This window comes from Sphingomonas sp. AC522, assembly GCF_979258125.1.
Map to the genome: position 1 here is coordinate 2,607,231 of NZ_OZ409836.1, position 25,593 is coordinate 2,632,823.

General features: G+C 64.4%; 30 protein-coding genes. 19 read left to right on the top strand and 11 right to left on the bottom strand.

The genetic code is table 11. The features are described from left to right. Position 1: 1 nt before the first annotated feature. The 4 genes from ACZZZM_RS12985 (at position 2) to dcd (ending at position 3,820) form a co-directional block, all read left to right on the top strand. Positions 2-694 (top strand): GH25 family lysozyme, encoded by a 693-nt coding sequence (locus tag ACZZZM_RS12985; RefSeq protein ID WP_463595507.1) that lies wholly within the window; start codon positions 2-4, stop codon positions 692-694. Then, positions 691-1,131, top strand: a complete 441-nt coding sequence (locus ACZZZM_RS12990) for a cytidine deaminase (RefSeq protein WP_463595508.1) — start codon at positions 691-693, stop codon at positions 1,129-1,131. Before ACZZZM_RS12985 ends, ACZZZM_RS12990 begins: the two co-directional genes overlap by 4 nt. Positions 1,132-1,213: 82 nt before the next feature. Next, positions 1,214-3,166, top strand: a complete 1,953-nt coding sequence (locus ACZZZM_RS12995; protein WP_463595509.1) for a sialate O-acetylesterase — start codon at positions 1,214-1,216, stop codon at positions 3,164-3,166. Between the two features lie 99 nt (positions 3,167-3,265). After that, entirely contained in the window at positions 3,266-3,820 is a 555-nt protein-coding gene (gene dcd / locus ACZZZM_RS13000; protein WP_463595510.1) for a dCTP deaminase, read from the top strand. A 9-nt stretch (positions 3,821-3,829) separates the two neighbouring features. Here the strand turns inward: dcd and ACZZZM_RS13005 are convergent, their stop codons facing one another. The 5 genes from ACZZZM_RS13005 to ACZZZM_RS13025 all read right to left on the bottom strand — a co-directional run bounded on the left by ACZZZM_RS13005 (position 3,830) and on the right by ACZZZM_RS13025 (position 6,855). Then, on the bottom strand, positions 3,830-4,132 hold the full coding sequence (locus tag ACZZZM_RS13005) for a tetratricopeptide repeat protein (RefSeq protein WP_463595511.1): 303 nt from the start codon (positions 4,130-4,132) through the stop codon (positions 3,830-3,832). Between the two features lie 217 nt (positions 4,133-4,349). Beyond that, entirely contained in the window at positions 4,350-4,775 is a 426-nt protein-coding gene (locus ACZZZM_RS13010) for an ExbD/TolR family protein (protein ID WP_463595512.1), read from the bottom strand. Positions 4,776-4,797: 22 nt separating this feature from the next. After that, positions 4,798-5,277, bottom strand: coding sequence for an ExbD/TolR family protein (locus ACZZZM_RS13015; protein WP_463595513.1), 480 nt, complete (start codon positions 5,275-5,277; stop codon positions 4,798-4,800). Positions 5,278-5,372: 95 nt separating this feature from the next. Continuing rightward, entirely contained in the window at positions 5,373-6,128 is a 756-nt protein-coding gene (locus ACZZZM_RS13020) for a MotA/TolQ/ExbB proton channel family protein (protein WP_463595514.1), read from the bottom strand. Positions 6,129-6,189: 61 nt separating this feature from the next. Continuing rightward, positions 6,190-6,855, bottom strand: coding sequence for an energy transducer TonB (locus tag ACZZZM_RS13025; RefSeq protein ID WP_463595515.1), 666 nt, complete (start codon positions 6,853-6,855; stop codon positions 6,190-6,192). 219 nt (positions 6,856-7,074) lie between these two features. Between ACZZZM_RS13025 and ACZZZM_RS13030 the strand changes: the two genes are divergently transcribed. Further along, positions 7,075-7,911, top strand: a complete 837-nt coding sequence (locus tag ACZZZM_RS13030; RefSeq protein WP_463595516.1) for a hypothetical protein — start codon at positions 7,075-7,077, stop codon at positions 7,909-7,911. A 2-nt stretch (positions 7,912-7,913) separates the two neighbouring features. Here the strand turns inward: ACZZZM_RS13030 and ACZZZM_RS13035 are convergent, their stop codons facing one another. Continuing rightward, positions 7,914-8,282, bottom strand: a complete 369-nt coding sequence (locus ACZZZM_RS13035) for a dihydroneopterin aldolase (protein ID WP_463595517.1) — start codon at positions 8,280-8,282, stop codon at positions 7,914-7,916. A gap of 154 nt (positions 8,283-8,436) precedes the next feature. Between ACZZZM_RS13035 and ACZZZM_RS13040 the strand changes: the two genes are divergently transcribed. The 4 genes from ACZZZM_RS13040 to ACZZZM_RS13055 are packed head-to-tail and all read left to right on the top strand — an operon-like array spanning position 8,437 to position 11,331. Beyond that, a complete protein-coding gene (locus tag ACZZZM_RS13040) occupies positions 8,437-8,958 on the top strand; it encodes a GNAT family N-acetyltransferase (protein ID WP_463596443.1) in 522 nt (173 codons plus the stop codon). A gap of 32 nt (positions 8,959-8,990) precedes the next feature. Further along, positions 8,991-9,557, top strand: a complete 567-nt coding sequence (locus ACZZZM_RS13045; protein ID WP_463595518.1) for a DUF1285 domain-containing protein — start codon at positions 8,991-8,993, stop codon at positions 9,555-9,557. Continuing rightward, entirely contained in the window at positions 9,554-10,144 is a 591-nt protein-coding gene (locus ACZZZM_RS13050; protein ID WP_463595519.1) for a CoA pyrophosphatase, read from the top strand. Before ACZZZM_RS13045 ends, ACZZZM_RS13050 begins: the two co-directional genes overlap by 4 nt. Continuing rightward, positions 10,132-11,331 (top strand): CCA tRNA nucleotidyltransferase, encoded by a 1,200-nt coding sequence (locus ACZZZM_RS13055; protein WP_463595520.1) that lies wholly within the window; start codon positions 10,132-10,134, stop codon positions 11,329-11,331. The genes ACZZZM_RS13050 and ACZZZM_RS13055 overlap by 13 nt, the downstream gene beginning before the upstream one ends. Here ACZZZM_RS13055 and ACZZZM_RS13060 read toward each other — a convergent pair. The 3 genes from ACZZZM_RS13060 to ACZZZM_RS13070 form a co-directional block, all read right to left on the bottom strand. Beyond that, the gene (locus ACZZZM_RS13060; protein WP_463596444.1) at positions 11,277-12,920 is read right to left on the bottom strand and encodes a putative bifunctional diguanylate cyclase/phosphodiesterase; all 1,644 of its coding nucleotides are present in this window, start codon (positions 12,918-12,920) and stop codon (positions 11,277-11,279) included. The two genes, ACZZZM_RS13055 and ACZZZM_RS13060, sit on opposite strands and share 55 nt — an antisense overlap. A gap of 160 nt (positions 12,921-13,080) precedes the next feature. After that, complete coding sequence (parC, locus tag ACZZZM_RS13065; protein WP_463595521.1) at positions 13,081-15,321, bottom strand: DNA topoisomerase IV subunit A; 2,241 nt, start codon at positions 15,319-15,321, stop codon at positions 13,081-13,083. 213 nt (positions 15,322-15,534) lie between these two features. After that, entirely contained in the window at positions 15,535-15,663 is a 129-nt protein-coding gene (locus tag ACZZZM_RS13070; protein WP_463595522.1) for a hypothetical protein, read from the bottom strand. Here ACZZZM_RS13070 and ACZZZM_RS13075 point away from each other — a divergent pair. Beyond that, on the top strand, positions 15,662-16,492 hold the full coding sequence (locus ACZZZM_RS13075) for a hypothetical protein (protein WP_463595523.1): 831 nt from the start codon (positions 15,662-15,664) through the stop codon (positions 16,490-16,492). The genes ACZZZM_RS13070 and ACZZZM_RS13075 overlap by 2 nt on opposite strands. 58 nt (positions 16,493-16,550) lie before the next feature. Further along, positions 16,551-17,300 (top strand): hypothetical protein, encoded by a 750-nt coding sequence (locus ACZZZM_RS13080; protein WP_463595524.1) that lies wholly within the window; start codon positions 16,551-16,553, stop codon positions 17,298-17,300. Positions 17,301-17,310: 10 nt separating this feature from the next. Here ACZZZM_RS13080 and gcvA read toward each other — a convergent pair whose 3' ends face one another. Then, on the bottom strand, positions 17,311-18,213 hold the full coding sequence (gene gcvA, locus ACZZZM_RS13085; RefSeq protein ID WP_463595525.1) for a transcriptional regulator GcvA: 903 nt from the start codon (positions 18,211-18,213) through the stop codon (positions 17,311-17,313). A 103-nt stretch (positions 18,214-18,316) separates the two neighbouring features. Between gcvA and ACZZZM_RS13090 the strand changes: the two genes are divergently transcribed. From ACZZZM_RS13090 to purC, 4 genes are all read left to right on the top strand, one after another. Continuing rightward, positions 18,317-18,466, top strand: coding sequence for a hypothetical protein (locus ACZZZM_RS13090; RefSeq protein ID WP_463595526.1), 150 nt, complete (start codon positions 18,317-18,319; stop codon positions 18,464-18,466). Positions 18,467-18,586: 120 nt separating this feature from the next. Further along, positions 18,587-19,489 (top strand): hypothetical protein, encoded by a 903-nt coding sequence (locus ACZZZM_RS13095; RefSeq protein WP_463595527.1) that lies wholly within the window; start codon positions 18,587-18,589, stop codon positions 19,487-19,489. A gap of 95 nt (positions 19,490-19,584) precedes the next feature. Then, a complete protein-coding gene (locus ACZZZM_RS13100; protein ID WP_463595528.1) occupies positions 19,585-20,457 on the top strand; it encodes a DUF4349 domain-containing protein in 873 nt (290 codons plus the stop codon). Between the two features lie 103 nt (positions 20,458-20,560). Further along, complete coding sequence (gene purC / locus ACZZZM_RS13105; protein ID WP_463595529.1) at positions 20,561-21,340, top strand: phosphoribosylaminoimidazolesuccinocarboxamide synthase; 780 nt, start codon at positions 20,561-20,563, stop codon at positions 21,338-21,340. A gap of 7 nt (positions 21,341-21,347) precedes the next feature. Here purC and ACZZZM_RS13110 read toward each other — a convergent pair whose 3' ends face one another. Continuing rightward, a complete protein-coding gene (locus ACZZZM_RS13110) occupies positions 21,348-21,674 on the bottom strand; it encodes a hypothetical protein (RefSeq protein ID WP_463595530.1) in 327 nt (108 codons plus the stop codon). Positions 21,675-21,936: 262 nt separating this feature from the next. On the opposite strand from ACZZZM_RS13110, the gene ACZZZM_RS13115 reads away from it, so the two are divergent. The 4 genes from ACZZZM_RS13115 to purQ all read left to right on the top strand — a co-directional run bounded on the left by ACZZZM_RS13115 (position 21,937) and on the right by purQ (position 25,489). Next, a complete protein-coding gene (locus tag ACZZZM_RS13115) occupies positions 21,937-23,160 on the top strand; it encodes a transferrin-binding protein-like solute binding protein (RefSeq protein WP_463595531.1) in 1,224 nt (407 codons plus the stop codon). A gap of 1 nt (position 23,161) precedes the next feature. Next, a complete protein-coding gene (locus tag ACZZZM_RS13120; protein WP_463595532.1) occupies positions 23,162-24,520 on the top strand; it encodes a surface lipoprotein assembly modifier in 1,359 nt (452 codons plus the stop codon). A 76-nt stretch (positions 24,521-24,596) separates the two neighbouring features. After that, the gene (gene purS / locus ACZZZM_RS13125; RefSeq protein ID WP_463595533.1) at positions 24,597-24,827 is read left to right on the top strand and encodes a phosphoribosylformylglycinamidine synthase subunit PurS; all 231 of its coding nucleotides are present in this window, start codon (positions 24,597-24,599) and stop codon (positions 24,825-24,827) included. Further along, entirely contained in the window at positions 24,824-25,489 is a 666-nt protein-coding gene (purQ, locus tag ACZZZM_RS13130) for a phosphoribosylformylglycinamidine synthase subunit PurQ (protein WP_463595534.1), read from the top strand. Before purS ends, purQ begins: the two co-directional genes overlap by 4 nt. Positions 25,490-25,593 lie beyond the last annotated feature (104 nt).

Here is a 25,593-nt window from a genome sequence, read left to right on the forward strand (position 1 = left end):
CGTGCGTTTGAGAATCCTGGCACGGCGCTTTCGTGTGACCGCGGCTGTTGCACTCGTGCTGGCGATCACCGGCCTGTGCGCCTGGCTGTTCGCGATCAACTGGCGCCCGCGTGAAGCCGATTTCCCGGTGCAGGGGGTCGATGTCGCCGATGCGCAGGGCCCGATCGAATGGTGGACCGTCAAGAAGTCCGGCGCGCGCTTCGCCTATATCCAGGCGACTACGGGCGCGAATCAGACCGATCTGCGCTTTCCCGAGAATTGGCGCGGCACTTTCGAAGCCGGGATCCGCCGCGGCGCGCTGCACGTCTTCTCGCTCTGCCAGCTCGCCGCCGATCAGGCCGGCAATTTCGTCAGCATCGTCCCCCGTTCGGACGATCAGCTCCCGCCCGCGATCGACCTCGACTTCCAGCCCGATTGTGCCGCCCGCCCCGAACGCGAAGTGCTGATCGGCGAACTCGGCCGCTTCATCGCGGCGATCGAGACGCATCTGGGCGAGCATGCCGTGCTCCGCATCGGCAAGCGATTCGAAGCGCAATATCGGATCAGCGAGGCTTTCCCGCGGCTGCTGTGGAGCCGTCAGGCGTTCTTCCCGCCTTATTATCTCGCACGCCCCTGGACGGTGTGGCAGGCCACCAGCTTCCGCCGTATCGAGGGGATAACCGGCCCCGTGAACTGGAATGTGATGGCACGATGACCGATTATGACCCCCAGCTGCTCGTCGCCCGTGCCCGCGAGGCCGCGAAGAACGCCTATGCGCCCTATTCGAAATTCGCGGTGGGCGCCGCGGTGCTGCTCACCGACGGCAGTGTGGTCACCGGGGCTAATTTCGAGAATGCCAGCTACGGACTTACGCTGTGCGCCGAGACCGTGGCGCTGGGTACGGTGAGCTCGCAGGGTCGCCTGCGTGACGTGGTGGCGATCGGGGTGATCGGCGGACGGATGGGCCATGAGGATACCGCCCCGGTGTCCCCATGCGGACGCTGCCGCCAGGTAATCAACGAAGCCGCACAGCTCGGCGGCCGCGACTTGCCTGTCCATTGCGGCGGCGCCACTGGCGACCAGATCGCCACTTACAAGCTCTCCGAACTCCTCCCCGCCGCCTTCGGCCCCAAGGATCTCGGGCTGGTCTGACACGCCGGACTCCGGTGTTCGAAACTGCGGCTTGCCCCTTGGTCGCCCCCATGCTTGGTAGCGCTAACCAGGGGAGAGAATCATGCGCCTGACCATCCGTGCTGCGCTGGCCGCGATGCTGAGCATGCTGCCGGTCTGCGCGTCCGCTCAGGATGCCGCGCCCCTGCTCCATCCGATGTTTCAGGATCACGCCGTCCTCCAGCGCGACCGCCCGATCACAATCTGGGGCGACGCCACCCCGGGGACCACGGTCGCAGTGTCGCTCGCCGACAAAACTGCCACAGCGCAGGCCGACGCAAAGGGCCAATGGCGCGCCTCGGTCCCGGCGATGCCGGCGGGCGGACCTTATACCCTGAGCGTCACCGCCCCCGCGGGCACGATGATGGCGCGCGATATCCTGATCGGTGACGTTTGGCTGTGTTCGGGGCAGTCGAATATGGAATTCCAGGTGCGCAACGCGCTCAACGGCGGTGCAGAGGCTGCGAATGGTGCTGATTCGCAGATGCGTCTGCTTACCGTCGGCAAGAATGTCAGTGCAGGCGCCGAGCGGCAGTTTCTGGCCCCGGTTGCATGGAAGCTAGCCGATCCCAAGAGCGTCGCCGATTTCTCCGCTGCCTGCTATTTCATGGGCCGCGACCTGCGCCGCTCCGAGAAAGTGCCGATCGGGCTGATCAATGCCTCCTGGGGCGGAACGGCGATCGACGCGTGGCGCAGCGAGCAATCCTTCGCCGGCGATCCTGCCGCGCGCGAGCGCCTGACCCTGCTCGGGCAATATCGTGCCGATCCGCCCAGGGCAGCCGCGGCCTGGGCAGGAAACTGGACCAATTGGTGGAGCAGCCACGCCGCCGGCAAACCCGCGCCATGGAATCCGGACGCTCCCGGCGACTGGAAGCCGGTGCCGAGCTTCGAATATTGGGAAGGCTGGGGCGTGGAGGCGCTGCGCGACTTCAATGGCCTAGTTTTCTACCAGACCGAAATCGAACTCAGCGCCGCCCAGGCCGCGCAGGGCACGACTTTGCTGCTGGGCCCGCCCGACGATTTGGACATGACCTGGGTCAACGGCATCGGCGTCGGCACCAACACCGCCTGGGGTGTGCCGCGCCAGTACAAGCTCGCCCCGGGCACGCTCAAGGCAGGCCGCAACCGCATCGTGGTCGCAGTCTATGACAGCTGGGGCGGCGGCGGACTGACCGGCTCGCCCGAGCAGCGCGGCATCCGCTTTGCCGACGGCAGCCTAGTCCCCCTGCCCTCAGCCCAGGCATGGCAATATTCCATCGCCACGCCATCGAGTCAGGGGGAGCCGCCCCGCGCGCCATGGGACGGGATCACTGGCCTGGCCGGGATTTACAATGGCATGATCGCTCCGATCGGCGCTTATGGCCTGCGCGGAGTCGCGTGGTATCAGGGCGAAGCCGATGCGGGTGCGAGCAAGGGCTATGCGAGCCGCGTCGCCGCGCTGATGAAAGGCTGGCGCGCGCAATTCGCCAAGCCCGATCTGCCCGTCCTTATCGTCCAACTCGCCAATTGGGGACCGCGTTACCCCAAGCCCGCCGAGAGCGGTTTCGCCGAGATCCGCGACGAACAGCGCAAGGCGGTCGCCGCCGATCCGCATGCCGTGCTCGCCGTCGCAGTCGATCTGGGTGAGCCGGGTGACATCCATCCGGCCAACAAGCAGGATGTCGGCCACCGCCTGGCCCGCCTTGCCCGCGCCCGCGTATATGACAGCAAGGAGACCACTGGCCCCTGGCCCGTCTCGGCCCGCCGAGTTGGTGCCGAGATCGAGATCCGCTTCGATCAGGTCGGCGGTCAGCTAGTGGCGTACAGCGCAATGGCGCCGATCGGCTTCGAGCTATGTGGCCTGGCACCCCGCACCTGCCGCTTCGCCTTTGCTCGCCTCGAAGGCAGCAGCGTGTTCGTCGAGGAATCGCCTGGGCCCAGCGACCGCGTACGTTTCTGCTGGGGCGATAGCCCGGTGTGCAATCTCTATGACGAAACCGGGCTGCCGGCGGTGCCTTTCGAGCTCAAGGTCGAATGAGTTGCCGGCACCGGCCGGTCATCCACAGCTTTTCGCCGTACCTCGCCTTGCCCCTCCGCCATCGGCACGACATCGTCGCCGAAAGGGAGTTGCTACCGGATGTCCATCCTTTCCGACCGCTGGATCCGCGAACAGGCGCTTGCGAACGGCATGATCGAGCCGTTCGTGGAGGCGCAGCGGCGCGAGGGATGCATCAGCTACGGCCTGTCCTCCTACGGCTATGACGCGCGCGTCGCCGACGAATTCAAGATCTTTACCAATATCGACAGCGCCGTGGTCGATCCCAAGGACTTCTCGTCGAACAGCTTTGTCGATCGACAGACCGACGTATGCATCATTCCGCCCAACAGCTTCGCGCTGGCGCGGACAGTCGAATATTTCCGCGTGCCGCGCGACGTGCTGGTGATCTGCCTCGGCAAATCGACCTATGCGCGGTGCGGGATCATCGTGAACGTGACTCCGCTGGAGCCCGAATGGGAAGGCCATGTCACGCTCGAATTCTCGAACACGACGCCCCTACCCGCCAAGATCTACGCCAATGAAGGCGCGTGCCAGTTCCTGTTCCTGCAAGGCGAGCAGCCGTGCGAGACCAGCTATGCCGATCGCGCAGGCAAATATATGGGGCAGCGCGGCGTCACCTTGCCGCGGCTCTAGCGCGAGCGCTCAGCGGGCGCTGAGCTGAATCGTCTGGATCTGCCGCAGCCCGACCGAGGCAATTGCATGCGAGCCCGCCACCTTCTCGGCGCGCAAGTCCATCAGCACGTTCCGCTGGGCAAGCACCTGCCCATAAAGCGCGCGCGCCTCTGCCGCGCGGCCGGTCTTCGTATAGACGGCGGCAAGGTTCAGCAACAGCTCGGGACGGCCTGGATAGATGCGAAGCTCGGTCTGTATGGCCTGTTCGGCCTGCTGATATGCGCCGTCCGCGATCAGCGCCGGGATGGTTCGCTCGCCCGCGCTTACGGACATCGCCGCAACAAGCAGCGGTGCCGCTGCGATGGAAAGCAAGCCAAAGCGCATCGCGTGTCTCCAAGACCGGCCACGGTTCAGGCCCGTGACTTTTCGATGACTCTTGTGTGACACTTTTGTTTCATGGGTGCAAGCCACGCCGGGAAACGAAAAAGGGCGGCCCCGAAGGACCGCCCCAATCATGTCCGATCAGAAGCCGAGGCCCCGGATGCGGAAATCAGAAGTCGCCGCGATACTGATCGTTGCCGACGAATCCGAGCTTGTTCACATTCGCCCGCTTGATGATCGCGAGCACGCGGTCGACAACCTCGTAGCGCGCGTTCGGATCGGGCTGGAAGTGCAACTCGGGCTCGGGGCTCAGTTGCAACGATGCGTCCAGATACTGGCGCAACGTCACTTCGTTGACCGCGACGCTGTTCCACTGGATCACGCCATCCGGCTGGATGTAGATCTTGTTCTTCTGCGCATCCACCGGCGGTGCCGAGTTCGGGCTGTTCTGAGGCAGATCGACCTTCACCGCGTGGCTCTGGATCGGGATGGTCATGATGATCATGATCAGCAGCACCAGCATGACGTCGATCAACGGCGTCGTGTTGATCTCCATCATCGGGCCGTCGTCGTTTTTACCTACGCTCGCTCCCATGGGAACTACTCCTTATACGGGATCAGAGACGGGTGACCGCAGTGCCGGCTTCAGGCTCGGAGATGAATCCGACCTTTGCGAACCCAGCCATCTGCATCGTGAAGATCGTCCCGCCGACGCAGCGGTAGGGCGTGTCCACATCGCCGCGAATATGCACTTCCGGAAGCTCGAGACCCGCAGCATTCATGCCGCCCTGCTTCTCGATCTCCAGCTTCAACTTGGCGACCGCACGATCGAGCAGTTCCTTGCTGTTCACCGGAGTCATGCCCCAATAGACCTTGCAGGTGCCGTTATCGGCAGTCACCGACAGCGCCACATTCTCGGGCTTGGTGATAGTCGGTTCGAACTGCACCTTCGGAAGGGTGATCTTGACCGTCTGGATCACCACGGGAACCGTGATCAGGAAGATGATCAGAAGCACCAACATGATGTCCACCAGCGGGGTGGTGTTGATGTCGGACATCGGACCGTCGTCGTCGGATTCGCCTACACTCATCGACATTGCGCGCTATCCTATTTCTACGCATTCAGGCCGCGGGCCGATTGCCCTGGCGGCAAGGATCGGGGCCACGCCGGAGCGCGGCCCCATTCCCTAGTTTAGCGGGCTGCAGTCGTCGCCGCGGCAGGTGCCTTGGCGGCAGGTGCCTTGGCAGTGACGGGGCGAACCGCACCGTTCGAAGCCAGATAGCCGAGGATGTCGTTCGAGAACGCGCTCAGATCCTCGGAGATCTTCTTGTTACGAGCCTGGAGCCAGTTGAAGGCAAGCACGGCAGGAACGGCGACGGCGAGGCCGACGGCGGTCATGATCAGTGCTTCGCCGACCGGCCCGGCGACGGCGTCGATCGATGCCTGGCCCGACGAACCGATCTTCACCAGTGCGCGGATGATGCCGATAACCGTACCGAACAGACCGATGAACGGCGCAGTCGAGCCGACGGTCGCGAGGAAGGACAGGCCCTTCTTCAGCTGCGAGATGATGTCGGCTTCCGAACGTGCGAGCGAATTGTGCAGCCAGTCATGTGCTTCGACCGGATCGGTGAGGCGGCTGTGCTGCTCCTGCGCTGCCAGGCCGTCTTCGACGAGCTGGCGATAGGCCGAGTTCTTCTCGAGCTTAGCGGCGCCTTCGCGCAGCGAAGCCGCGTTCCAGAAGCCGGCGCGAACGCGACGGGCCTGGCCCATGATCTTCTGCTGCTCGAACAGCTTCGTGAAGAGGATGTAGAGCGAGAAGAACAGCATGATAACCATGATGCCGAACACGGTCTGCGCGATGATGCCGCCTTCGCGCAGCGCTGCCTGGAGGCCGTACGGGTTTTCCGCGTGGGGCGCCGCAGCGGCAAGAATGGTGGTGAGCATTTCGGTCTTTCCCTTGTCAAAATTGTTTAATTTCAGGCCGCGCCGCTAGGCGCCATTACTGCTATTCTTGAATTCGCCAGGTGAAACGCAGGGTCTTTCGGCCACCGGGGACCGCGTTGCCCGCAGCGTCGAGCGCCGGCGAATACCGACCGCGCCGCGTGACGAGAGCGCAAGTCGCCTTGTCCAGCGCCGCATGTCCCGACGGTCCCGACACCGAGCAATTCTCGACGCGGCCCGCCGCGTTGATATTGAACGTGATGCCAACGGTGCCCTGCTCTTCCGCACGAAGCGAAGAAGCCGGATAATCGTCGTTGGTCACCCACGAAGCCGGGTTGCCCTTGGCAGCGGCCGCCTTGCTGATGGCAGGCGGAGCCGGGGGAGCCGGAGGCGCGGGAGGTGCGGGAGGCGAGATCGGCGGCGCGGGCTGCGGCACCGGCGTCGTCATCATCGGCGGCGACGGCTGCGGCACGGACACGATCGCGGGCGGGGTCACCACCAGCGTAGGCGGCGGCGGAACCGGCGAATCTGGCGGCGGCGGCGGAGGGGGAACCTCTTCCGGCGGCGGCGGATCGTTCACGTCGAAGACGTCGAGCTTTTCAGCCTGCTTCTTTACGAATTGGTAAGCGAGTCCGGTGACGAAGGCATATCCTATGCCGGCGACGATCAACGCGACCAGTACGATCGCGACGATGCGGCTGCCACCTGTATTCCGGTCAGCGTAAGCCATTCGGCAACGTCACTCCTATATCCTTGACTGCGACCCTGTGCGGCAGGGAGCCCCGCGCGCAAGTCCGCCTGCCGCGCTGTTGCGTCCTTTCGGCAGAGCCCGAGTCTCTATCGCGGGGACCGGGGGGACGCAAACCCTTTGTCAGACATTCTGCACGCACCGGCGAGCCCTTTGAATTATTTGTGTATAACGGGGGCGCGATCCGGTAACGCTGAACGAATGATCCGTATCCAGAATGTTGCTGTTTATTGCGCGCTTGTGATTTCGGGAGCTTCGGCACTTTCCGCCGCAACCCCGCAGAATCAGGCCGCAACCGCCCCCGCCGCGCCCAGTTATGCGGCACTTGCCGGCCAGATCGTGCGGGCGCCTTTGATCGTCGATGCGCGGGTCCGCGAGGCTACCCGACTGCAGCCCGATCAGGCCATCGGCGTCGCTGCCGGCTATGCGCGCTATTATATAGTCGCGGACGTGCTTGCCTTGATTCGTGGCAACGGCGCGATGCCGGCGCGAGTCTCTTATGTGGCTGACGTAGCGCTCGATTCGCGTGGCAAGGGCCCCAAGCTCAAGAAGCAGCGCATGCTTCTGTTCGCCCGCCCGGTCGCCGGGCGGCCGGACCAGATCCAGCTCACCGGGATCGAAGGCCAGCGCGGTTATCTGCCGGCGACCGACGCGTTGGTGCGCAGCATAACGCGTGAGGCAGTCGCGGCCGATGCGCCGCCTGCCATCACCGGAGTTGGAAACGCATTTCACGTGCCCGGTTCGCTGCCGGGCGAAGGCGAAACCCAGATTTTCCTGACCACCGAAAGCAACGCGCCGGTCTCGCTTCAGATCGTCCGCCGCCCCGGCGCGGCGCCGCGCTGGAGTGTCTCATTAGGGGACATTGTCGATGACTCGGCGGGCCCGCCGGCCCCGAACACATTGCTCTGGTTCCGCCTCGCCTGCGGCCTCCCGCGGCAGCTGACGCCGGAGAATTTGGAATCGGACGATCCTGAGAATGCGCGTATCGCTGCGGAGGATTATGCGATGGTCCTCCGCGCGCTGGGGCCGTGCGTCTGAGCTTAGCGCCGGTTGCGCACCAGGGTGACACCGATCGACTCGCCGCGCTCGGCGATCGCCAGCTTCACGATCCGGATCTCGACGCGGCGCACGCGCCTGTCGGAAACGAACAGCGTCTCGCAGATATAGTCGGCGACTGCCTCGATCAGCTTGAAGTGCACGCCTTCGGGCAGCGCAGTCGCCGCTTCCTTGAGATCGATATAGCTCTTGGACGCGCTAAGGGGCGTATCGGGCGCGAACCGCTCCGGCAGATCGAGATCGACCGTCATCGAAATTCGCAGCGGCTGCGGCAGATGCGTCTCCTCCGAATAAATGCCGGTGAGCACATCGACTTCGAGATCGTGCACCTGGAGCTGGAGGAGATCGGACAAGACGAGCCTTTCGCGGGAATGTTGCGCGGGGCCTTAGCAGAAGCCGCCGGGTGCGGAAGCCCGCTGCCGACATTGCAACTTGCGTCGCGCCGCGAGCAGTCTAAACGCCGCGCCCCCGGGGGCCTGCGCCCCGCCTGCCAGGGATATGCATGAAGTGATTGCGTTGCTGCCGCTCGATCAGGTCGATCCCGAAGCCGTCGAGGCATTGCTCGACCGCGCCTTCGGCACCGATCGGCACCTGCGCACCGCCTATCGCATCCGCACCGGCACCGTGCCGATCCCCGAACTGAGCTTCGCCGCGATCGGCCAGGATGGCGGGCTGGCCGGAACGATCCAGTGCTGGCCGGTCGCGCTGGCCTGCGACGAGGGCGGCAGCGTGCCGCTGGTGATGGTCGGCCCTGTCGCGGTCGAGCCGGAGCGCCAGCAGGAGGGGATCGGCCGCGCGCTGATGGAGCGGATGCTGGAGGCGGTGCCCGATTGCCGCGGCCCCGGCTGTGAGGCGCTGATGCTGGTTGGCGATCCCGAATATTACGAGCGCTTCTTCGGTTTCACTGCCGACATGACGGGCAGTTGGCGGCTTCCCGGCCCGTTCGAGCCACGTCGTTTGCTCGCGCGCGGCGCCAAGGTCCCCGATTGTGCAGGAATGCTCGGCCCGCGAATCAGCCAGACGGCTTGAGGGGGCGGGCGTGCTCGCCTAACGAGTCCGCCATGCCCACCGCTCCTCTTCCCGATTTCGCAAGCTTGTCGCTCCAAGAGATCGCGCGACTGGTCGAAGAGAATCGCCTGCCCCCCGTCGAAAGCTGGAACCCCACCCATTGCGGGAACAGCGACATGCGCATCGCCCGCGATGGCACCTGGTTCCACCAGGGCTCGCCTATCGGGCGGCCCGCGATGGTGCGGCTGTTCTCCACTATCCTGCGCCGGGAGCCTGACGGTCGATTCGTGCTGGTGACCCCGGTCGAGAAGCTCGACATCGCGGTGGAGGACGCGCCGTTCCAGGCGGTGGAGATGAAGGCCGAAGGCGCCGGCGAGTCGATGAAGCTGGCCTTCCGTCTGAACACTGGGGATCTGGTCACCGCCGGCCCCGAACGCGCGCTCCGCTTCGAAGACACTGCCGAAGGCCCCCGCCCCTATCTGCATGTTCGCGGTGGGCTCGAGGCGCTGGTTGCGCGGCCGGTCTATTACGAGCTGGCCCAGATCGCCCTCGCCAATGGCAGCAGCCCGGCCGGCGTGTGGAGCGACGGCGCATTCTTCGCGCTGGAGCCACAGGCGTGACGCTCGCCGAGCGGCTGCGCGCCGCGCTCGATTCGCCACACGATGCGATCCTGCTCGCGGGGGACCATTTCGAATTCGATCCAGAGATTGCCGGTCATCCGGCGGCGGTGCTGGTCGCAGTAACCGATCGCGCCGAACCCGGCGTTATCCTGACCCAGCGCACCGAGACGCTGCGCAGCCATGCCGGGCAAGTCGCCTTTCCCGGCGGTCGGATCGATCCTGAGGATGATGGCCCGATCGGGGCAGCGCTTCGCGAAGCCGAGGAAGAGATCGCCTTGCCTCCCGCTGCAGTCGAAGTGGTCGGCACTGCCGAGCGTTACCGCACGGTCACGGGCTATGACGTCACGCCGGTGGTCGGCGTTGTGCCCCCCGATCTCATGCTGGTGCCCGCAGAGGCGGAAGTCGCCAGCGTGTTCGAAGTGCCCCTCGCCTTCCTGCTCGACCAGGCCAACCATCGTAACCAGACGATCGAGTATCAGGGCCGCGAGCGCCGCTATTACGAGATAATGTGGGGCGAACGCCGCATCTGGGGGGCGACCGCGGCGATGATCGTCAATCTTTCGCGGCGACTGCAATGGACCGCGTGACTCTCCCCGACGCCGAGTGGCAGCACCGCGCCGGGCTGGGAGGCCTTATTCGCGTGCTCGGCGACGTGCGCTATGTCGGCGGCTGCGTGCGCGATACGCTGCTGGGCATTGCGGTTTCCGATGTGGACCTCGCGACCTCGCTCGCGCCCGAGAGGGTCGTCGAATATCTCAAGGAAGCCGGGATCACCGCTATTCCCACCGGCATTGCGCACGGCACGGTTACTGCAGTGATCGAGAGCGGCCCGGTGGAAGTCACCACGCTGCGCCGCGACGTCTCCACCGATGGCCGCCATGCAACCGTTGCCTTTACCGACGATTGGCGCGAGGACGCGGCCCGCCGCGATTTCACGATGAACGCGCTCTATGCCGATCCGAGTACGCGCGAGATCACCGATTATTTCGGCGGCCTTGCCGATCTCGATGCCGGGCTGGTCCGCTTCATCGGCGATCCCTATCAGCGCATCGCGGAGGATCATCTCCGCATCTTGCGCTACTTTCGCTTCCTCGCGCGCTTCGGCAACGAGCCCGATGCCGAGGCGTTGCATGCCTGCACCGCACGCGCGAAAGACCTGATGGCGCTCAGCCGCGAGCGCATCCGCGACGAACTACTCAAGCTACTCGTCGCCAAGGATGCAGTCTGCGTTGTCGAGTTGATGATCGACCGTGGGATTCTGGAACCGGTGCTGCCTGAGATCGTCTCCGCGGAACGGCTCGCCGAGCTGGCGCGCCGCGAGGCCGGTGCGGAGACGCAAAGCGATGGCATTCGCCGGCTGGCTGCCACGCTGCCTCGCGATCCGGCAATCGGCGAATCGGTGGCGAAACGGCTCAAGCTCTCCAATGCCGAAAAGAAGCGCATCGCGCTGGCGCTGACCGACCGCCTCGGGTCGCCCTATGAAGATGCCTATCGCGTCGGTGTCCAGGCGGCGGTCGACCGCGCGCTGCTGGTTTTCGATCCCTTCGACGCGGTGATGGCGACGCGGCATCTGCGCGAGTGGGACGTACCGCGCTTGCCCCTAACCGGCGGCGCGATCGTCGCGCGCGGGATCAAGGCGGGTCCGCAAGTCGCCAAGCTGCTGCGCCAGGTGGAAGACCGCTGGATCGCCGAGAATTTCCCCGGCGAGGAGCGCGTCAATCAGATCGCCGACGAATTCGTCGGCGCCGCATTGCGCTCGACCAGCAGCGAATAGGCTTCATCGCGGGGAAGCGCGCGCGAATAGAGGAAGCCCTGGCCATAGGTGCAGCCGAGTGCCGCCAGCGTCTGGGCCAGTTCGTTGGTCTCGATGCCTTCGGCGGTGGTTTGCATCCCAAGCGCGTGGGCCAGCGAAAGCACGGCGCGAACGATGGCGATCTTGTCGCGGTCGGCGAGCATACCCGAGACGAAGCTACGATCGATCTTGAGCAAGTCGATCGGCAGCTTCTGGAGATAGGCTAAGTTCGAATAACCGGTGCCGAAATCGTCCATCGCCAGCGTTGCGCCCATATCCTTGAGGGCATTCATCACGCGGGCGATGCGATCGGGATCCGCCACGATCGCGCTCTCGGTCAGCTCAAGCGTCAGCCGGTTGCCGGCCACGCCATGCGCATCGAGCGCGCGCTTGACCATTTCGGGAATAGTATCGCGGTGGAGCTGGATCGCCGACAAATTGACTGCGACCCGCACGCCGCAATTGCCCCCCCCGCCCCGATCCCACGCCGCGATCGTTCGCGCAGCTTCGTCCATCGCCCAGCGGCCGAGCGGGACGATAAGCCCCGATTCCTCCGCCACCGGAATGAAATCGTTGGGGGAGAGGCACACGCCATCTTCGTTGGTCCAACGCGCCAGCGCCTCGAACGACGTGATCTTGCCCGAATTCAAGTCGCAGATCGGCTGATAGTATAAGTTCATCTGACCGTTCTCGATCGCCCGGCGCAGCTCGGTCTCGATGCTGAACTGCTCGCGCGCGATATCGAAAGCGTGCGTCTGATAGACTTCGGCACGCCCGGTTTTCTTAGATCGCTTTACCGCAAACTGGGCGTTGCGGATCAGATCCTCGGGATCACCGTCATTGTCGCAGCCCAGTGCAATGCCGATCGAGCATTCGACGCGGATCTCAAAGTCCGAAAGCCTGAAAGGATTGGTCAGTGCCACTTCGACCCGCTTGGCCACATGCAGAGCATCGTCCGGCCCGTCATCGAGCGTGAGCAGCACTCCGAATTCGTCGCCACCCAGACGGGCGAGCACATCGCGCCCGCGCAACGCGCCCTTGATCCGGCGCGCGACCGAGATCAGCAATTCATCCCCGGCGAGGCCACCCATGCAGGCGTTGACTCGACCGAAGCGGGCCAGGTCGATGACCATTACCGCATGGTCCTGGCAATTCTCGGGGCGGACTGCGTCTTCGAGCTCGTCCGAAAAGCCGGTGCGATTGGGCAGGCCGGTCAAGCTGTCGGTCGCCATCTCGCGGCGCAGGCTCTGCTCGGTGCGCAGCTCGGAGGTCTGATCGACCAGCGAAATCATGCATTTGGGGGCGCCGCGGTGGATCGTCCGGCGGGCAAGCATCACGCGGAAATGCCGGCTGTCGACTTCGCTGCCGAACTGCCAGGCGAGTTCTTGATGGGTCTCGTCCGAATCCAGGAAGCGGCGGATGCGCGATCCGAGCAGGCGGACGACCGGCGATTCGGCGGCGATGGTGCCGAGGCCGGCCATGCGGAAAGGCTTGTTGACGGCGGCGAAATGGAAATTGGAGCCATCGAAAGTCACGATCGCCGCGGGGATTGGCAGCAAATCCAGGATCATACCCGCATCGCTGGGCCCCTGGGCGCGCGCATTCTCGACCGGCGGGGTGCGCGCGACAAAAGGGTTCGGCAGTGGCTTGGATCGACCTAGTGCCATCACCAACCGGGGCTAACCTGGATTGGTTAAAGCCCTCTGAAGCTTTTGCTTTTCTTACAATTGATCAGAACCGGTTGTCGCGGGGGAAACCGGTGGGCGGCATGCGCCCCGCGGCGCCGCGTGCGGCACGCCAGGGCGACAGATCCGCCTCGGTGCGCGTGCGCCCGCTCTCGCCGCCCATCGCCCAGCTCAGCCCATCGGCCATCTTGAAGGTGATGACGTCGGCAAGCCCTCCATCGCGGTAACGTTGGAGCTGGACGCCCTGGCCGCGCGCTAGCTCGGCGACTTCGGTCAGCGGGAAGACCAGCATCTTTCGGTTGTCGCCGATCACCGCAACGGCATCGTCCTCGCTTGCGATCGCGCGGACGATCTTGAGCAATGCGCCGACGCGCGGCGTGACTACCTGCTTGCCCTTGCGCGTCTCGGCCGTCACGTCCTCGGCCTTCACCACGAAGCCGCGCCCGTCGCTGGCTGCGACCAGCAGCCTGGGCGACGCCGCAGCACGCCGCAGCGCGATGATCTGGCGGTCGCCCTCCAGATCGATCATCAGCCGCACCGGCTCGCCGAACCCGCGCCCGCCGGGCAGCTTGTCCGCCGCCAATGTGTAGAAACGGCCATTGTCCGCCGCGAGAAGCAATTTGTCGGTGGTGTGGGCATGGAAAGCGAGGAACGGGCCGTCGCCTTCCTTGAACTTGAGCGCATCGCCACTGCCGGTCTCGACATGCCCCTTCATCGCCCGAATCCACCCGCGCAGCGACAGGATCACCGTGATCGGCTCGCGCTCGATCATTGCCTCGAGCGGGATTTCGCGAGCCGGCGCGGCTTCCTCGATCGTCGTGCGGCGGGCGCCCAGCGGCGTTTCGAGCCCGTACCGCACCAGCATCTTGCCAAGATCGCGCTTCATCCGCGTGCGCTGGCGGGCATCGGAGGAAAGCAGCAATTCCAGCTCGGCCTTTTCCTTCTCCAGCGTGTTCTGCTCGCGCTTCAGCTCCATTTCCTCGAGCTTGCGCAACGAGCGCAGCCGCATGTTGAGGATCGCCTCGGCCTGGCGATCGGTGAGCTGGAACTCGGCGATCATCACCGGCTTGGGCTCGTCTTCGGAACGGATGATCTCGATCACGCGATCGAGATTGAGGAAGGCAATGATATAGCCTGCGACCAGCTCAAGCCGATCGGCGATCTTGTCCAGCCGGTGCTGTGATTTGCGCTGGAGCACGATGAACTGGTGCGCCAGCCACTGAGTCAGCGCCTCGTGCAGGCTCATCACCCGCGGCGTGTGCAGCGCATCGAGCACATTGAGGTTGAGCGGGACGCGGACTTCGAGATCGGACAGGCGATAAAGGCTGTGGATCAAATCCTCGGCGCTAACCGTGCGGCTGCGCGGCTCGAGCACGATGCGAATATCTTCGGCGCTTTCGTCGCGGACGTCGCCCAGGATCGGCAGCTTCTTCTCGTTGATCAGATCGGCAATGCCCTCGATCAACTTGCCCTTCTGTACGCCGTAGGGGATTTCCGAGACGATCAGGTGCCAGCCGCCGCCCTTTTCGGTCACCTTCTCGATTCGCGCGCGCACACGGAAAGAGCCCCGGCCGGTGTTATAGGCCTCCGCGATCGCCGCCGGGCTGTCGACGACGACGCCGCCGGTCGGGAAATCTGGGCCGCTGACATATTCGAGGACATTGGCCTGCGCATTGTCGATCAAGGCGACGGCAGCATTGAGCAACTCGGCGGCATTGTGCGGCGGAATGCTGGTCGCCATGCCCACTGCGATTCCGGCAGCGCCGTTAGCAAGGAGATTGGGGAACAGACCCGGAAACAGCTCGGGCTCTTCGTCCTCGCCATTATAGGTCGCGCGGAAGTCGGTGGCGTTTTCGTCGAGCCCTTCCATCAGGTCGATCGCGACCTGAGTCAGGCGGGCTTCGGTGTAGCGATAGGCCGCGGCGTTATCGCCATCGATATTGCCGAAATTGCCTTGGCCGTCGACCAGCGGATAGCGCAGGGCGAAGGTCTGGGCGAGCCGGACCATCGCGTCATAGACCGACTGATCGCCATGCGGGTGATATTTGCCGATCACGTCACCGACGACGCGCGCGCACTTCTTGTACCCGCTCGCCGGATCGAGCCGCAGCAGCCGCATCGCCCAGAGCAAGCGGCGGTGCACCGGCTTCAGTCCATCGCGGACGTCCGGCAGCGAGCGCGCCGTTATGGTCGACATCGCATAGACGAGATACCGCTCCGAAAGCGCGCTATCGAAGGGGACATCGGTGGGGCCGGACGGATCGGTGATTTCGGTGTCGAGGGTCATTTGGAGAACCCGATAGCAGCGGGAGTCGGCAGGCGCCACGGGTGGGAAGGTTGCCGTCCACAGCTATGTCCAGGGACTGCGAAAAGGCCCGCCGGATTCCCGTTCATATGTTTAGGAAGTTTATAAACTTCGGGGGTGGATCCCGGCTTACATGAGGGGGCCAGATTAAGGACAGCTGCGATCGTCATCGGCGAAACTGGAGCAGACGAAATCCTACAATACCATCGAAATCGACCGCGTCGGCTGGCCCGGCTCGATGCGGGTGAAGAAGCGATGGAATGAGCGGGTTGTGCCGGGAACGGCATTGACGGCAAATGCGCCGCTCAGCGGGAGAGTCCTCATGCCATTTCAGCCATTTGGCTATCGCTTCGATGTCAAATCGCCGATGCAGCCGGCGCGTGCAAAGGCAGCGATCCGGGCCAAGAGCAAAGGCTGGTTCGATGTGAAAAGAGGCGCGCGCGGCTGGATCGTCGGGCCGTTCATCTGCTTGTGGCTCAGCGCATTCGATAAGTCTGGCCCCATGCTGTTCGGGCTGATTTCTGACACCGGCTCCGGCACGCGCATAAGGGGCCGGGCAGGTTCCGATCTCAATGGCATCGCAATGTGCGCGCTGCTGTTTCCCTTAATGGGCTTCGTCTTCTATATGATGATTTCCGAAGGCACGGCACCGCTTCGCTCACTTATAGTCGGCGGCATTGTGTCTATCGTCGGCGGCCCGTTGATCTTTTGGTTCGCCCATAAGGATCGCCGCCAAGCGGAGCCGTTGGTGCGCTTCCTGCAAAACACGCTCGCGCCGCCCGCCCGCGCGCCTAAAAAGCCGATCCTGAAGCCATTTTCCCGCAGGCTGATCCTGAATTTGGGTGGCGAGTCGGCCGATGGTTTTGCGACGGCCGACGCGCTCTATCAGGCGCTGGTCGATATCGAGAGCCACGATAGCGTCGGCCTCGAAGCATCACCTTTATGCTTCATCCAGTCGGGCGCTCATGAAGGAGGCTATACGATCGAGCAGCGCGCAGAAGGCCAGGGGCTCGAACGTGCGGTGCATCGCCGAAGCACGGCTTCGCGAGACGTGTTCACCTTGGACGAAGCGCTAGCAGCGTTCATGGCTTTCGAATCCGGCGCGCCGATGCCGGAAGTGATGGGTTGGGAAAGGGTGCAGACCGCAATTTGACTATCGGACATGCCGGCGGCGGATTGCCTTCGCTTCCGCCACCCGTTAGTGTATTGCAATGATAATACACATTGTACTGATGCTCGCCGATCCGATCGGCCAGACGCTCCATTTCGAGCGGACCAATCGAGACGGCAGCGAGCCCGAACAGATCTATTTCCACCGCACCGCGCCCGATCGGATTGAGGTCTACAAGATGGTTGAGCGCTGCACCCGCGCCGCCTTCGTCACCGCGACGATCGATCCGAAGAAGGGCGCCGCCACGTCGCTGGAGGCGGCCAAGCTGGTGCCGAATGCGGGCAAGGAAGCGTTCGGCATGCTGACCGATACGGGCGATTCGATCACGGCGAATCTGGAGATGGACGGGCAGACACGCAGCTTTTCGACGAGGATCGAGGGATGGCCCTGGCATCTCTACGATTATGACCTGGCGACGCTCTCTGCCGCGTTCGAGGCACGCAAGGGCAGCCGCAGCGCCGCGACATTCCATCTGGCGGTGGTCTGGCCGCAGGGAGACCGCTTCATCGAATGGATGGGCCGGGCAGAAGCCCGGTTCGTGCGCGCCGAGACCCATCTGGGCCGCGAGACCCTGCGCTTCGAAGTCAGCGGGCCTGCGTTCGGCAATTTCGGCGGCGGGCCGCTTTGGATCGATGCCAGGCGCGGGCACCTGGTCGATGTCCTATGGGGCCGGCCGAATCACGACAATTACAAGGATTTCCGTCTGCGGCTGATCGGCGAGGAGCCTGCGGGCGAGGCGGCGTGGAAGGCACTCCTCACGCGGCATTTCGAGGGGTGCCCGAGCAAATAAGCAACCGGCCTTAACCCAACACCGGCACCGGTCTTTCGCGGACCATTTCCGCCAGCAGCCATTCCCGGAAGCGCTTGATCTTGGGCACGTTACGTCGTCCCTCCGGCACCACGAACCAATAGGCATAGCCGCGGGTCGAGACATGATCGAACGGCCGCGCCAAGCGCCCCTCGGCCAAGTCGCTACGCCAGAAGAACGGCGTCAGCATCGCCACCCCCTGCCCCGCGATAGCCGCATGCCCCTCATGCGACTGGCTGTCCATGCGGACGCCCGGGCGCGGCGGGCCCTCGGGTACATCGACCCCGACTTCGCGCAGCCAATAGGCCCACCACGGATCGTGCGGGCTGATCAGCGGCAGGCTCAGCAAGTCGCTCGGCTGAAGCCGCGGATGCACCTCCAGAAAGGCAGGGCTGACCATCGGCGTGAAATCGATGTCGAGCAACTTGTCTGCGGCGAGGCCCGGCCAGCCGCCGCGCCCGGCCCGGATCGCGCAATCGAACTCGCCGGTGTCGAGATCGACCATCGCGTCGCTCGCGTCGAGCCGCACTGCCATATCCGGATGCGCCATCTGGAAGCTGCCTAAGCGCCAAGCGAGCCAGGCATTGGCAAAGGTGTTGGAGGTCGAGACGGTGAGCAGCCCCTCCTCCTCGGCGCGCACTCGGGCAAATGCCTGGTCGATCGCGTCGAAGGCGCGCGAGATTTGCGGCGCGGCGCGCAGGCCGGCATCGGTGAGCGCCACGCCCCGCCCCTCGCGGCGAAACAGCGGCGCGCCGAGCCGCTCCTCCAGCAACTTGACCTGATAGCTCACCGCCGCCTGCGTCATGCCAAGCTCGACCGCCGCGCGAGTGAAATTGCCGTGCCGTGCGGCAGCCTCGAATACGCGGACGGCAGAAAGCGGAGGCAAGCGGCGCATCCGTTACCCATAAGTTGTCCTTGTCAGTTGCGTCCATCGATTTGTTGGCGTTCCTGCAGCGAAACGATCATCTCGGTTTCATCGTCATCGAGGAGAAAACAACATGAACCGCGACTTTGAGAGCGCTGACTGGGCCCATGACCACAGCCATCTGAGCGATGCGATCACGCGGATGATCGAAAAGGTCGCTTATGCTTTCGAACGGCTGCAGGCCATCGAATACGATGCCCCGTGGGAGCGGGAGCGGCGCTGACCAACGCCTTCGGGGGCAACCGCGCGGGCGGCTTCCCGAAACGGGAACGCCGCGCGGTGCGTGCTGTTGGGCGGCCCTGCAAAACAGGTTACTCCCTGATCAACCAACAGGGAGGACTCAATGCGAGTCGTATGGGCATTGGCAGCGCTGGCGCTGCTCGCGGGTTGCGACAATGCGGGGCCTAAGCCGCCGTCCAAGGACAAATCCGAATTTGCGACCGCGGCCGATGCCGAAGCTTTTGCCGCTACCGGCACCGGCTTCGACTATCGCTACGCCTATCGCCTGCCGGGCAATCGGCTGAAGGGCGTGCTCCAATCGAATGCCGATGCCTGCGATCGGCTCGGACCGGCGCGCTGCCGGATCCTCTCGATGCGCTACCGCGTCGACGATGCGAACCACACCAAGGCGGTGCTGACGATCCGCATCGATCCCGCGATCGCGCGCAATTATGGCGATGCGGTCACCAATAACGTCACCGGATCGGATGGCGTGCTCGTCGATACGGAGATTACCGGCTCCGACGCGACCACCCAGGCGCGCAGCACCGCGGTGGTCAATCGCCTGCGCGAGCGGCTGAGCAATGCGCAGACGATGCGCACGCCCGAAGGCGTCGCTCGCGTCGCGCGTATTCAGGCGGCATTATCCGAGATCGCCGAGAGCGAAGCCAGCCAGGGGCAGAGCCTCGCTACCGCGCCGCTGTTGCTCACGTATGAATCCAGCAACGCCCTGACCGGGCTGGGCTCATCCGACGCCAATTTCCGCAATGCCGGGCAGACGCTGCAGAACACGCTCGCCCAGCTTGTCGTGGTGCTCGCCAGCGTCGGGCCGTGGCTGCTGCTAATGATCCTGGTCGTGCTGATGCTCCGCTGGATCATCCATGGCCGCCCTGTCGGAGCGAATGCGGAGCCTGAGCACGTCCATTATCACAATGATGGCAGCGGCGAATATCAGGCGCCTCCGCCCCCTCGCGACCGCCGCTCATTGATGCAGCGCTGGTTCGCCCGCGACAACGACGAAAACTAGCCTGACACAATCTCGCCTCAAATAAGGCAAGATTGTGTCTTGATTAAGGCTTAGCATTGTGGTGGATTACCTTCCGGATAACGGGAGATGATGCCATGCGTGCCTTAATTGCCCTCGCCACCGCCGCCGTAGCGCTCAGTGCGTGCTCGGCGGAAAACACTACCCAGACTCGTAAAAGCGGCGGGAGCGCCGCGGACATGGCAGCCGATTCCAGCGAGCTTCGCGCCGGCGCGAACGGCGCCAAGCCGGTAGCCGTCAGCGTGCCGCAATTGGCCTATGCCTGGTCGCTGGGCTTCCTTGTGCCCGAGGACAAGCTCGCCGATGCGCAGGACAAGCATCGCGGTCTTTGCGAGGACATGGGCGCCGCGCGCTGCCAGATCTTGTCGCTCGAGCGCGGCACCGGCACCGATCAGACCGGCTCGGGCACGCTCAAGCTGCGCGTCGTCAGCAGCGAGGCCCGGGCCTTCTCCAACCGGCTATCGGATATCGTCGCCGATGCCGGCGGCCGCCCGACCGACACCAAGGTGGAGGGCGAGGACGTCTCCAAGACGATCGTCGACACCCAGGCGCGGATCAAGCAGCGCGAACTGCTCGTCGCGCGGCTGACCGACGTGCTGCGCACGCGCAAGGGCAATGTCGGCGAACTCGTCGAAGCCGAACGCAGCGTGACCACGGCGCAGGAGGAGCTGGACCAGGCCCGCGCCTGGCTCAAGGAGCAGCAGGGCCGCGTCGCGATGTCCGAATTCGACATCCGCTATGCCGCGATCACGCCGTCGGCCAATGCAGAGAGCGTCGGCGCCCAGCTCGGCGATGCGACGCAAGCCTCAGCCGCCACCTTCCTGATCGGACTGCGCACGGTGTTCACGCTGGTAATCTATCTCCTTCCCTGGGGCTTGATCGCATTCCCGCTCATCATGCTGTTCCAGCGGCTGCGGCGGAAGCGGGACGGGGCCACACCTCAAGCCTAAGTTGCGTGGGCGCGGGCCTTTCGATATAGGCCCGGCCATTCCAGGGCCCCGGCGCGAACGCGGTCACCCGCGGCGCCGGGGCCATGTCTTTCAGGGGACCGAAATGGCACGCCGCCGGCAGATCTATGAGGGCAAGGCCAAGATCCTCTACGAGGGTCCCGAGCCCGGCACGCTGATCCAGTATTTCAAGGATGATGCGACAGCCTTCAATGCCCAGAAAAAGGGCACGATCAGCGGCAAGGGCGTGCTCAACAATCGGATTTCCGAGCATATCTTCACGCTGCTCGCGACGATCGGCATCCCGACGCACTTCATACGCCGTCTCAACATGCGCGAGCAACTCATTCGCCAGGTTGAAATCGTCCCGATCGAAGTTGTGGTGCGCAACGTCGTCGCTGGATCGCTCGCCAAGCGCCTCGGGATCGAAGAAGGCACGCCCCTGCCCCGCACGATCGTCGAATATTATTACAAGGACGATGCGCTCGGCGATCCGATGGTCACCGACGAGCATATTCTCGCATTCGGCTGGGCGCAGCAGGAAGAGCTGCACGACATGGCCGACATGGCGATCCGCGTGAACGACTTCCTTGCCGGGCTGTTTGCCGGAATCGGCATCCGCCTGGTCGATTTCAAGCTCGAATTCGGCCGGATCTGGGACAATGACTATCCCCGCATCATCCTGGCCGATGAAATCAGCCCCGATGGCTGCCGCCTGTGGGACATGACCACCAACGAGAAGCTCGACAAGGATCGCTTCCGCCGCGATCTGGGCGGTGAAGTCGAAGCCTATCAGGAAGTCGCGCGCCGGCTCGGCCTGCTCCCCGAGGGCGCGGATTCGGCGGTGCTCGACCTGGAAACGCATCGCAAGAAGCGCGGCAAGTAAGCCCGGGCTAATTCTCCGGTTTGGGCGGCGCGGACTCCAGCGTGCCGTCCAGAAAATTCATCCGCCCGTGCATCCGCCACTCGAAGCGCTCGGCGATCCATTGGGTGGCAAAGGCGAAGCGCACCACGTCGAAATCGGTCTCGACCCGCCCGCAATCGCCCCAGAACATTTCGGTATTGAGCGTGCCGAACCAGAGGCGGAATTCGTCCGCCTTGGCTTGGGTCGTGAAGGGATGGCCGTGCCGGTAGAGGATCAGCGCGGTCTGTTCGGACTCGCGAAGCTTGGCGAAGAACAAAGCTGACCACTCGGCGAACCTGATCGTACGAACGTGCACATAAGCATCTCGGCGAGGCGGGAGGGAGCTCCGACCGTAGCCCGGCCTGATGCCGAACGACGCAGGTTTCGTAACCGGAGTTCGCCATCTGCGCTATTACATTAGTTAGTAAGATATTGAGATTGCGCCGTTCCGATCGCGGGAGGCGCCCGCACAGCTCGAATTGGTTATCGCGCGCCTCACTGCGATTTTGCGCTTCCCTTAAACAGCTTCTTAACCATGGCGGATTACCCCTGCGTCAGAACTCTCAGGGGGATTTTCGATGCGTTCGTTCCGCAACTTGGCTGTACTCTCGGGCGCCGTCATGCTGGCCGCTTGCGGCGGCGAAACGCGGCCGCAGACGGTGGGCAGCGTTGCGGCCCCGGCGGGCACGCCAACGCCGACGCACAGCTTCGTCAACCCGACCGAAACCAAGACCTATGAGGGCATCGGCGCGGTCCAGCATTACGAATATTACACCGACTCGAACAAGGTCGGCCAGGGCGGCCAGCTTTATGCTGGCGATGCCAACACGGCGCGCGACAGCGGCATTTCGGTCACCTACAATCCTCGCGACGCCATTTTCGAAATGACGATCAATCGGCCCAATGGGCTGGTCAACGTCACTGCGTTCCGCTTCCAGGACCCGCAGCACCGCACCGCATTCGGCGGCCCGCTCCAGCCCCAGGCCGGCGTTCCCAATTTCGACGCCGCGCGCCAGATTCAGTATCTCGAAGCGGGCAGCCAGACGGGCAGCCGCCTGACGAACACCAGCCCCTATTACCCTGGCTCGGCCGGCTCCGATTATCCGGTAATGGACGATGCCTCGAGCTCGAGCCGCCAGACGCTTTTCTATCAAAAGCCCGGCACGACGACGAAATACGTCACCTATGCCGGCTTCGTGCGCAACAATGTCAGCGGCGCGGTGCAGGCGCCGGTAAGCGGCAGCTTCCTGCGCGAAACCTATAATCTCGATCGCGCCGCCTTCGTGTTCGGCGAGCGCAGCGCCAATGCCGCCGTGCCGACCACCGGCACCGCCAGCTATAATGGCGAGATGATCGCTTCGATGGTGGTCAATGTCGATCCGACGACCACGCTCGATGCCACTGGCTCCAGCTATCTCCAGTGGATGCAGGGCAGCCACAGCACGAATATCAATTTCGCTACCAAGGCCGTGACTTCGACCTTCTCGGGCACGCTCTTCGCGCCCACGATCGATGCCTATACCAGCGGGCTCTATCCGCTGAGCGCGGGCACGCGCTTCAGCGCCACCGGCAGCGCCACGATCGACCTGATCAATCGCGGCGGCTTCACCGGTTCGTTCAGCCAGGCCTGCTTCGCAGTTACCTGCACCGCCGGCAATTCGCTCAACATCGCTGGATCGAGCCTCGACGGCGCGTTTTTCGGCCCCGGTGCCGATGAGATCGGCGGCGGCTTCCGCATCGTCGGCGGCACCCCCGATCAGCGGATCGACATCCTCGGTGCCTACACCGGCAAGAAGCCCTGACATGAAGCATCTAGCGGCGTTGCTGGCGGCGCTGCTCGCGCCGGTGGGCGCGCTTGCCCAGACAGCGCAGCCGATCATCGACCAATGCGTCGCCGAGACGTGCAAGGTGCGGATGACGCCCGACGCGATGTTCGGCGAAGTTCAGGCGCTGATCGCGGCCAAGCGTTTCGACGAAGCCCAGCCGATGCTCCGGATGCTGACCAGCATCCCCGATTTCCGCTTCGAAGCGAGCTTCCTCAGCGCGCAGCTTGCGGCGAGCCGCGGCGATCACAAGGCGGCGGCCGAGATCTACAAGGACATGCTGGCCAGCGATCCCTCGCAGACGCGCGTGCGGCTCGAGCTCGGTCGTGAGATGCTCGCGCTCGGCCAGCCCCAGAGCGCCGATCGCCAGTTCCGCATGGCGCAGCAGACCGATGATCTTCCCGAAGACGTCGCGCGCACGATCCGCGCCGTCCGCGACGTGATCCGCGCCAAGCGCGCATGGCGTCTGGATGTGGATTTCGGCATCGCGCCCGATACCAACATCAACAACGCCACCTCGGCGGATCAAATCACGATCCAATGGGGCAGCGGGCATTTGCCGCTAACGCTCGACGATGCCGCCAAGGCGCGTTCGGGCACCGGCCAGACTGCCTCGGTCTCGGGCGGAGTGCGCCTGCCGCTCGGCGACAAGCTCTCTGCGCTGGTCGATCTGGACAGCAACGGCAACAATTATGCCGGCACCCAATATGACGACGTCCAGGCGCAGACCGCGGCCGGCCTGGAATATCGCCTCGCCCCCGCAATGAGCGTGTCGGGGCAGGCCGTGGCCGGGCAGCGCTGGTATGGTGGACGGCTGATCACACGGCAGTTGGGCATCAAGGCCGGCTTCCAGGCGCGCCTCAGCCGGCTTGAGCAGATCGGCGTGCAGGTCGACACCCGCAAGACCAACGCACTGTTCGACGGCAATTACGATGGCTGGCAGACCAGTGCCTACGCCACATACGAGCGCGCGGTCAGCCGCAGCCTCGTCGCATCGGGCGGCTTGTTCGCGCGGCGCGATGCTCTGGTCCAGCGAGCCTATTCGAGCAAGGAAGCCGGCGTGATCGCGGGCTTTGGCGGCGAATTGCCGCATGGCATCACCTTCGGGATCAGCGGCACCGCCAGCCGAGCGATCTTCGACGCGCCGATGCTCCTTTTCTCCTCCGATCCCCGCAAGGACTGGCGCCTCAGCGCCCGCGCCACGCTCGGCACCCGCGCGATCCGCCTGTGGGGATTCTCGCCCCAGATCAGCGCCTCCTATTCGCGCACCGGCTCCACCCTCCCCTATTTCGCGAACGACCGGCTGCGCTTCAGATTCGCCGTGGCGCGCTATTTCTAGCTCCTTCTCCTCCCTGCAAGGGAGTGGAGCAGATTCGGATTGCCCGACTCATCCGCGCGCGCCATAGGCCGCGGGCATGAAACTGCGCATCATCGTCACTCTCAAGAACGGCGTGCTCGATCCCCAGGGCAAGGCCATCCAGCACGCGCTGAGCGGCCTAGGCTTCGGCGGCGTCGAGGATGTCCGGGCGGGCAAGCTCTTCGAGCTCGAGGTCGCGGATTCGACCAGCGACGAGGCCATCGACGAGATGTGCCGCAAGCTCCTCGCGAACACGGTCATCGAGAATTACCGGGTCGAAAAGCAGTGAAGACCGCGGTCATTGTCTTCCCGGGCTCGAACTGCGATCGCGATATCGCCGTCGCGCTGGAAAGCGTGACCGGCAAGAAGCCCGAAATGGTCTGGCACGGCGAGAGCGAACTGCCCGCAAATCTCGGCCTGATCGCATTGCCCGGCGGTTTTTCCTATGGCGACTACCTCCGCTGCGGCGCGATCGCGGCCCGCTCACCGGTGGTACGGGCAGTGATCGAGGCAGCCGGGCGCGGTGTGCCGGTGCTCGGCATCTGCAACGGCTTCCAGATCCTCACCGAGACGGGGCTGCTCCCGGGCGCGCTGATGCGCAACGCCGAGCTCAACTTCGTCTGCCGCGATGTGCCGCTGACGGTTGAGACTTCGCAATCGATCTTCACTTCGGCCTATAATGCCGGAGAGAGCATCACAATTCCGGTGGCCCATCACGACGGTAATTACTTCGCCGACGATGCTACGCTCGACGAAATCGAAGGCGAAGGCCGCGTCGCCTTCCGCTACGCCGCCGAGTGCAACGGCTCTGCCCGCAACATCGCCGGGCTGCTCAACAAGAGCGGCAACGTGCTGGGCATGATGCCCCATCCCGAACGCCGGATCGAAGCCGCGCACGGCGGAACCGACGGGCGCCGGCTGTTCGAGGGGCTGCTCGAGGCGGTTGCCTAGGCGGATCAGCATTCATTTATTCCTCCCTCGCTTTAGAGGGGGAGTGGCGGCGGCAGGCTGACGGAGGGGGCTAGCGGCAAGCGATGCATTCGCGGAGAGCCCCT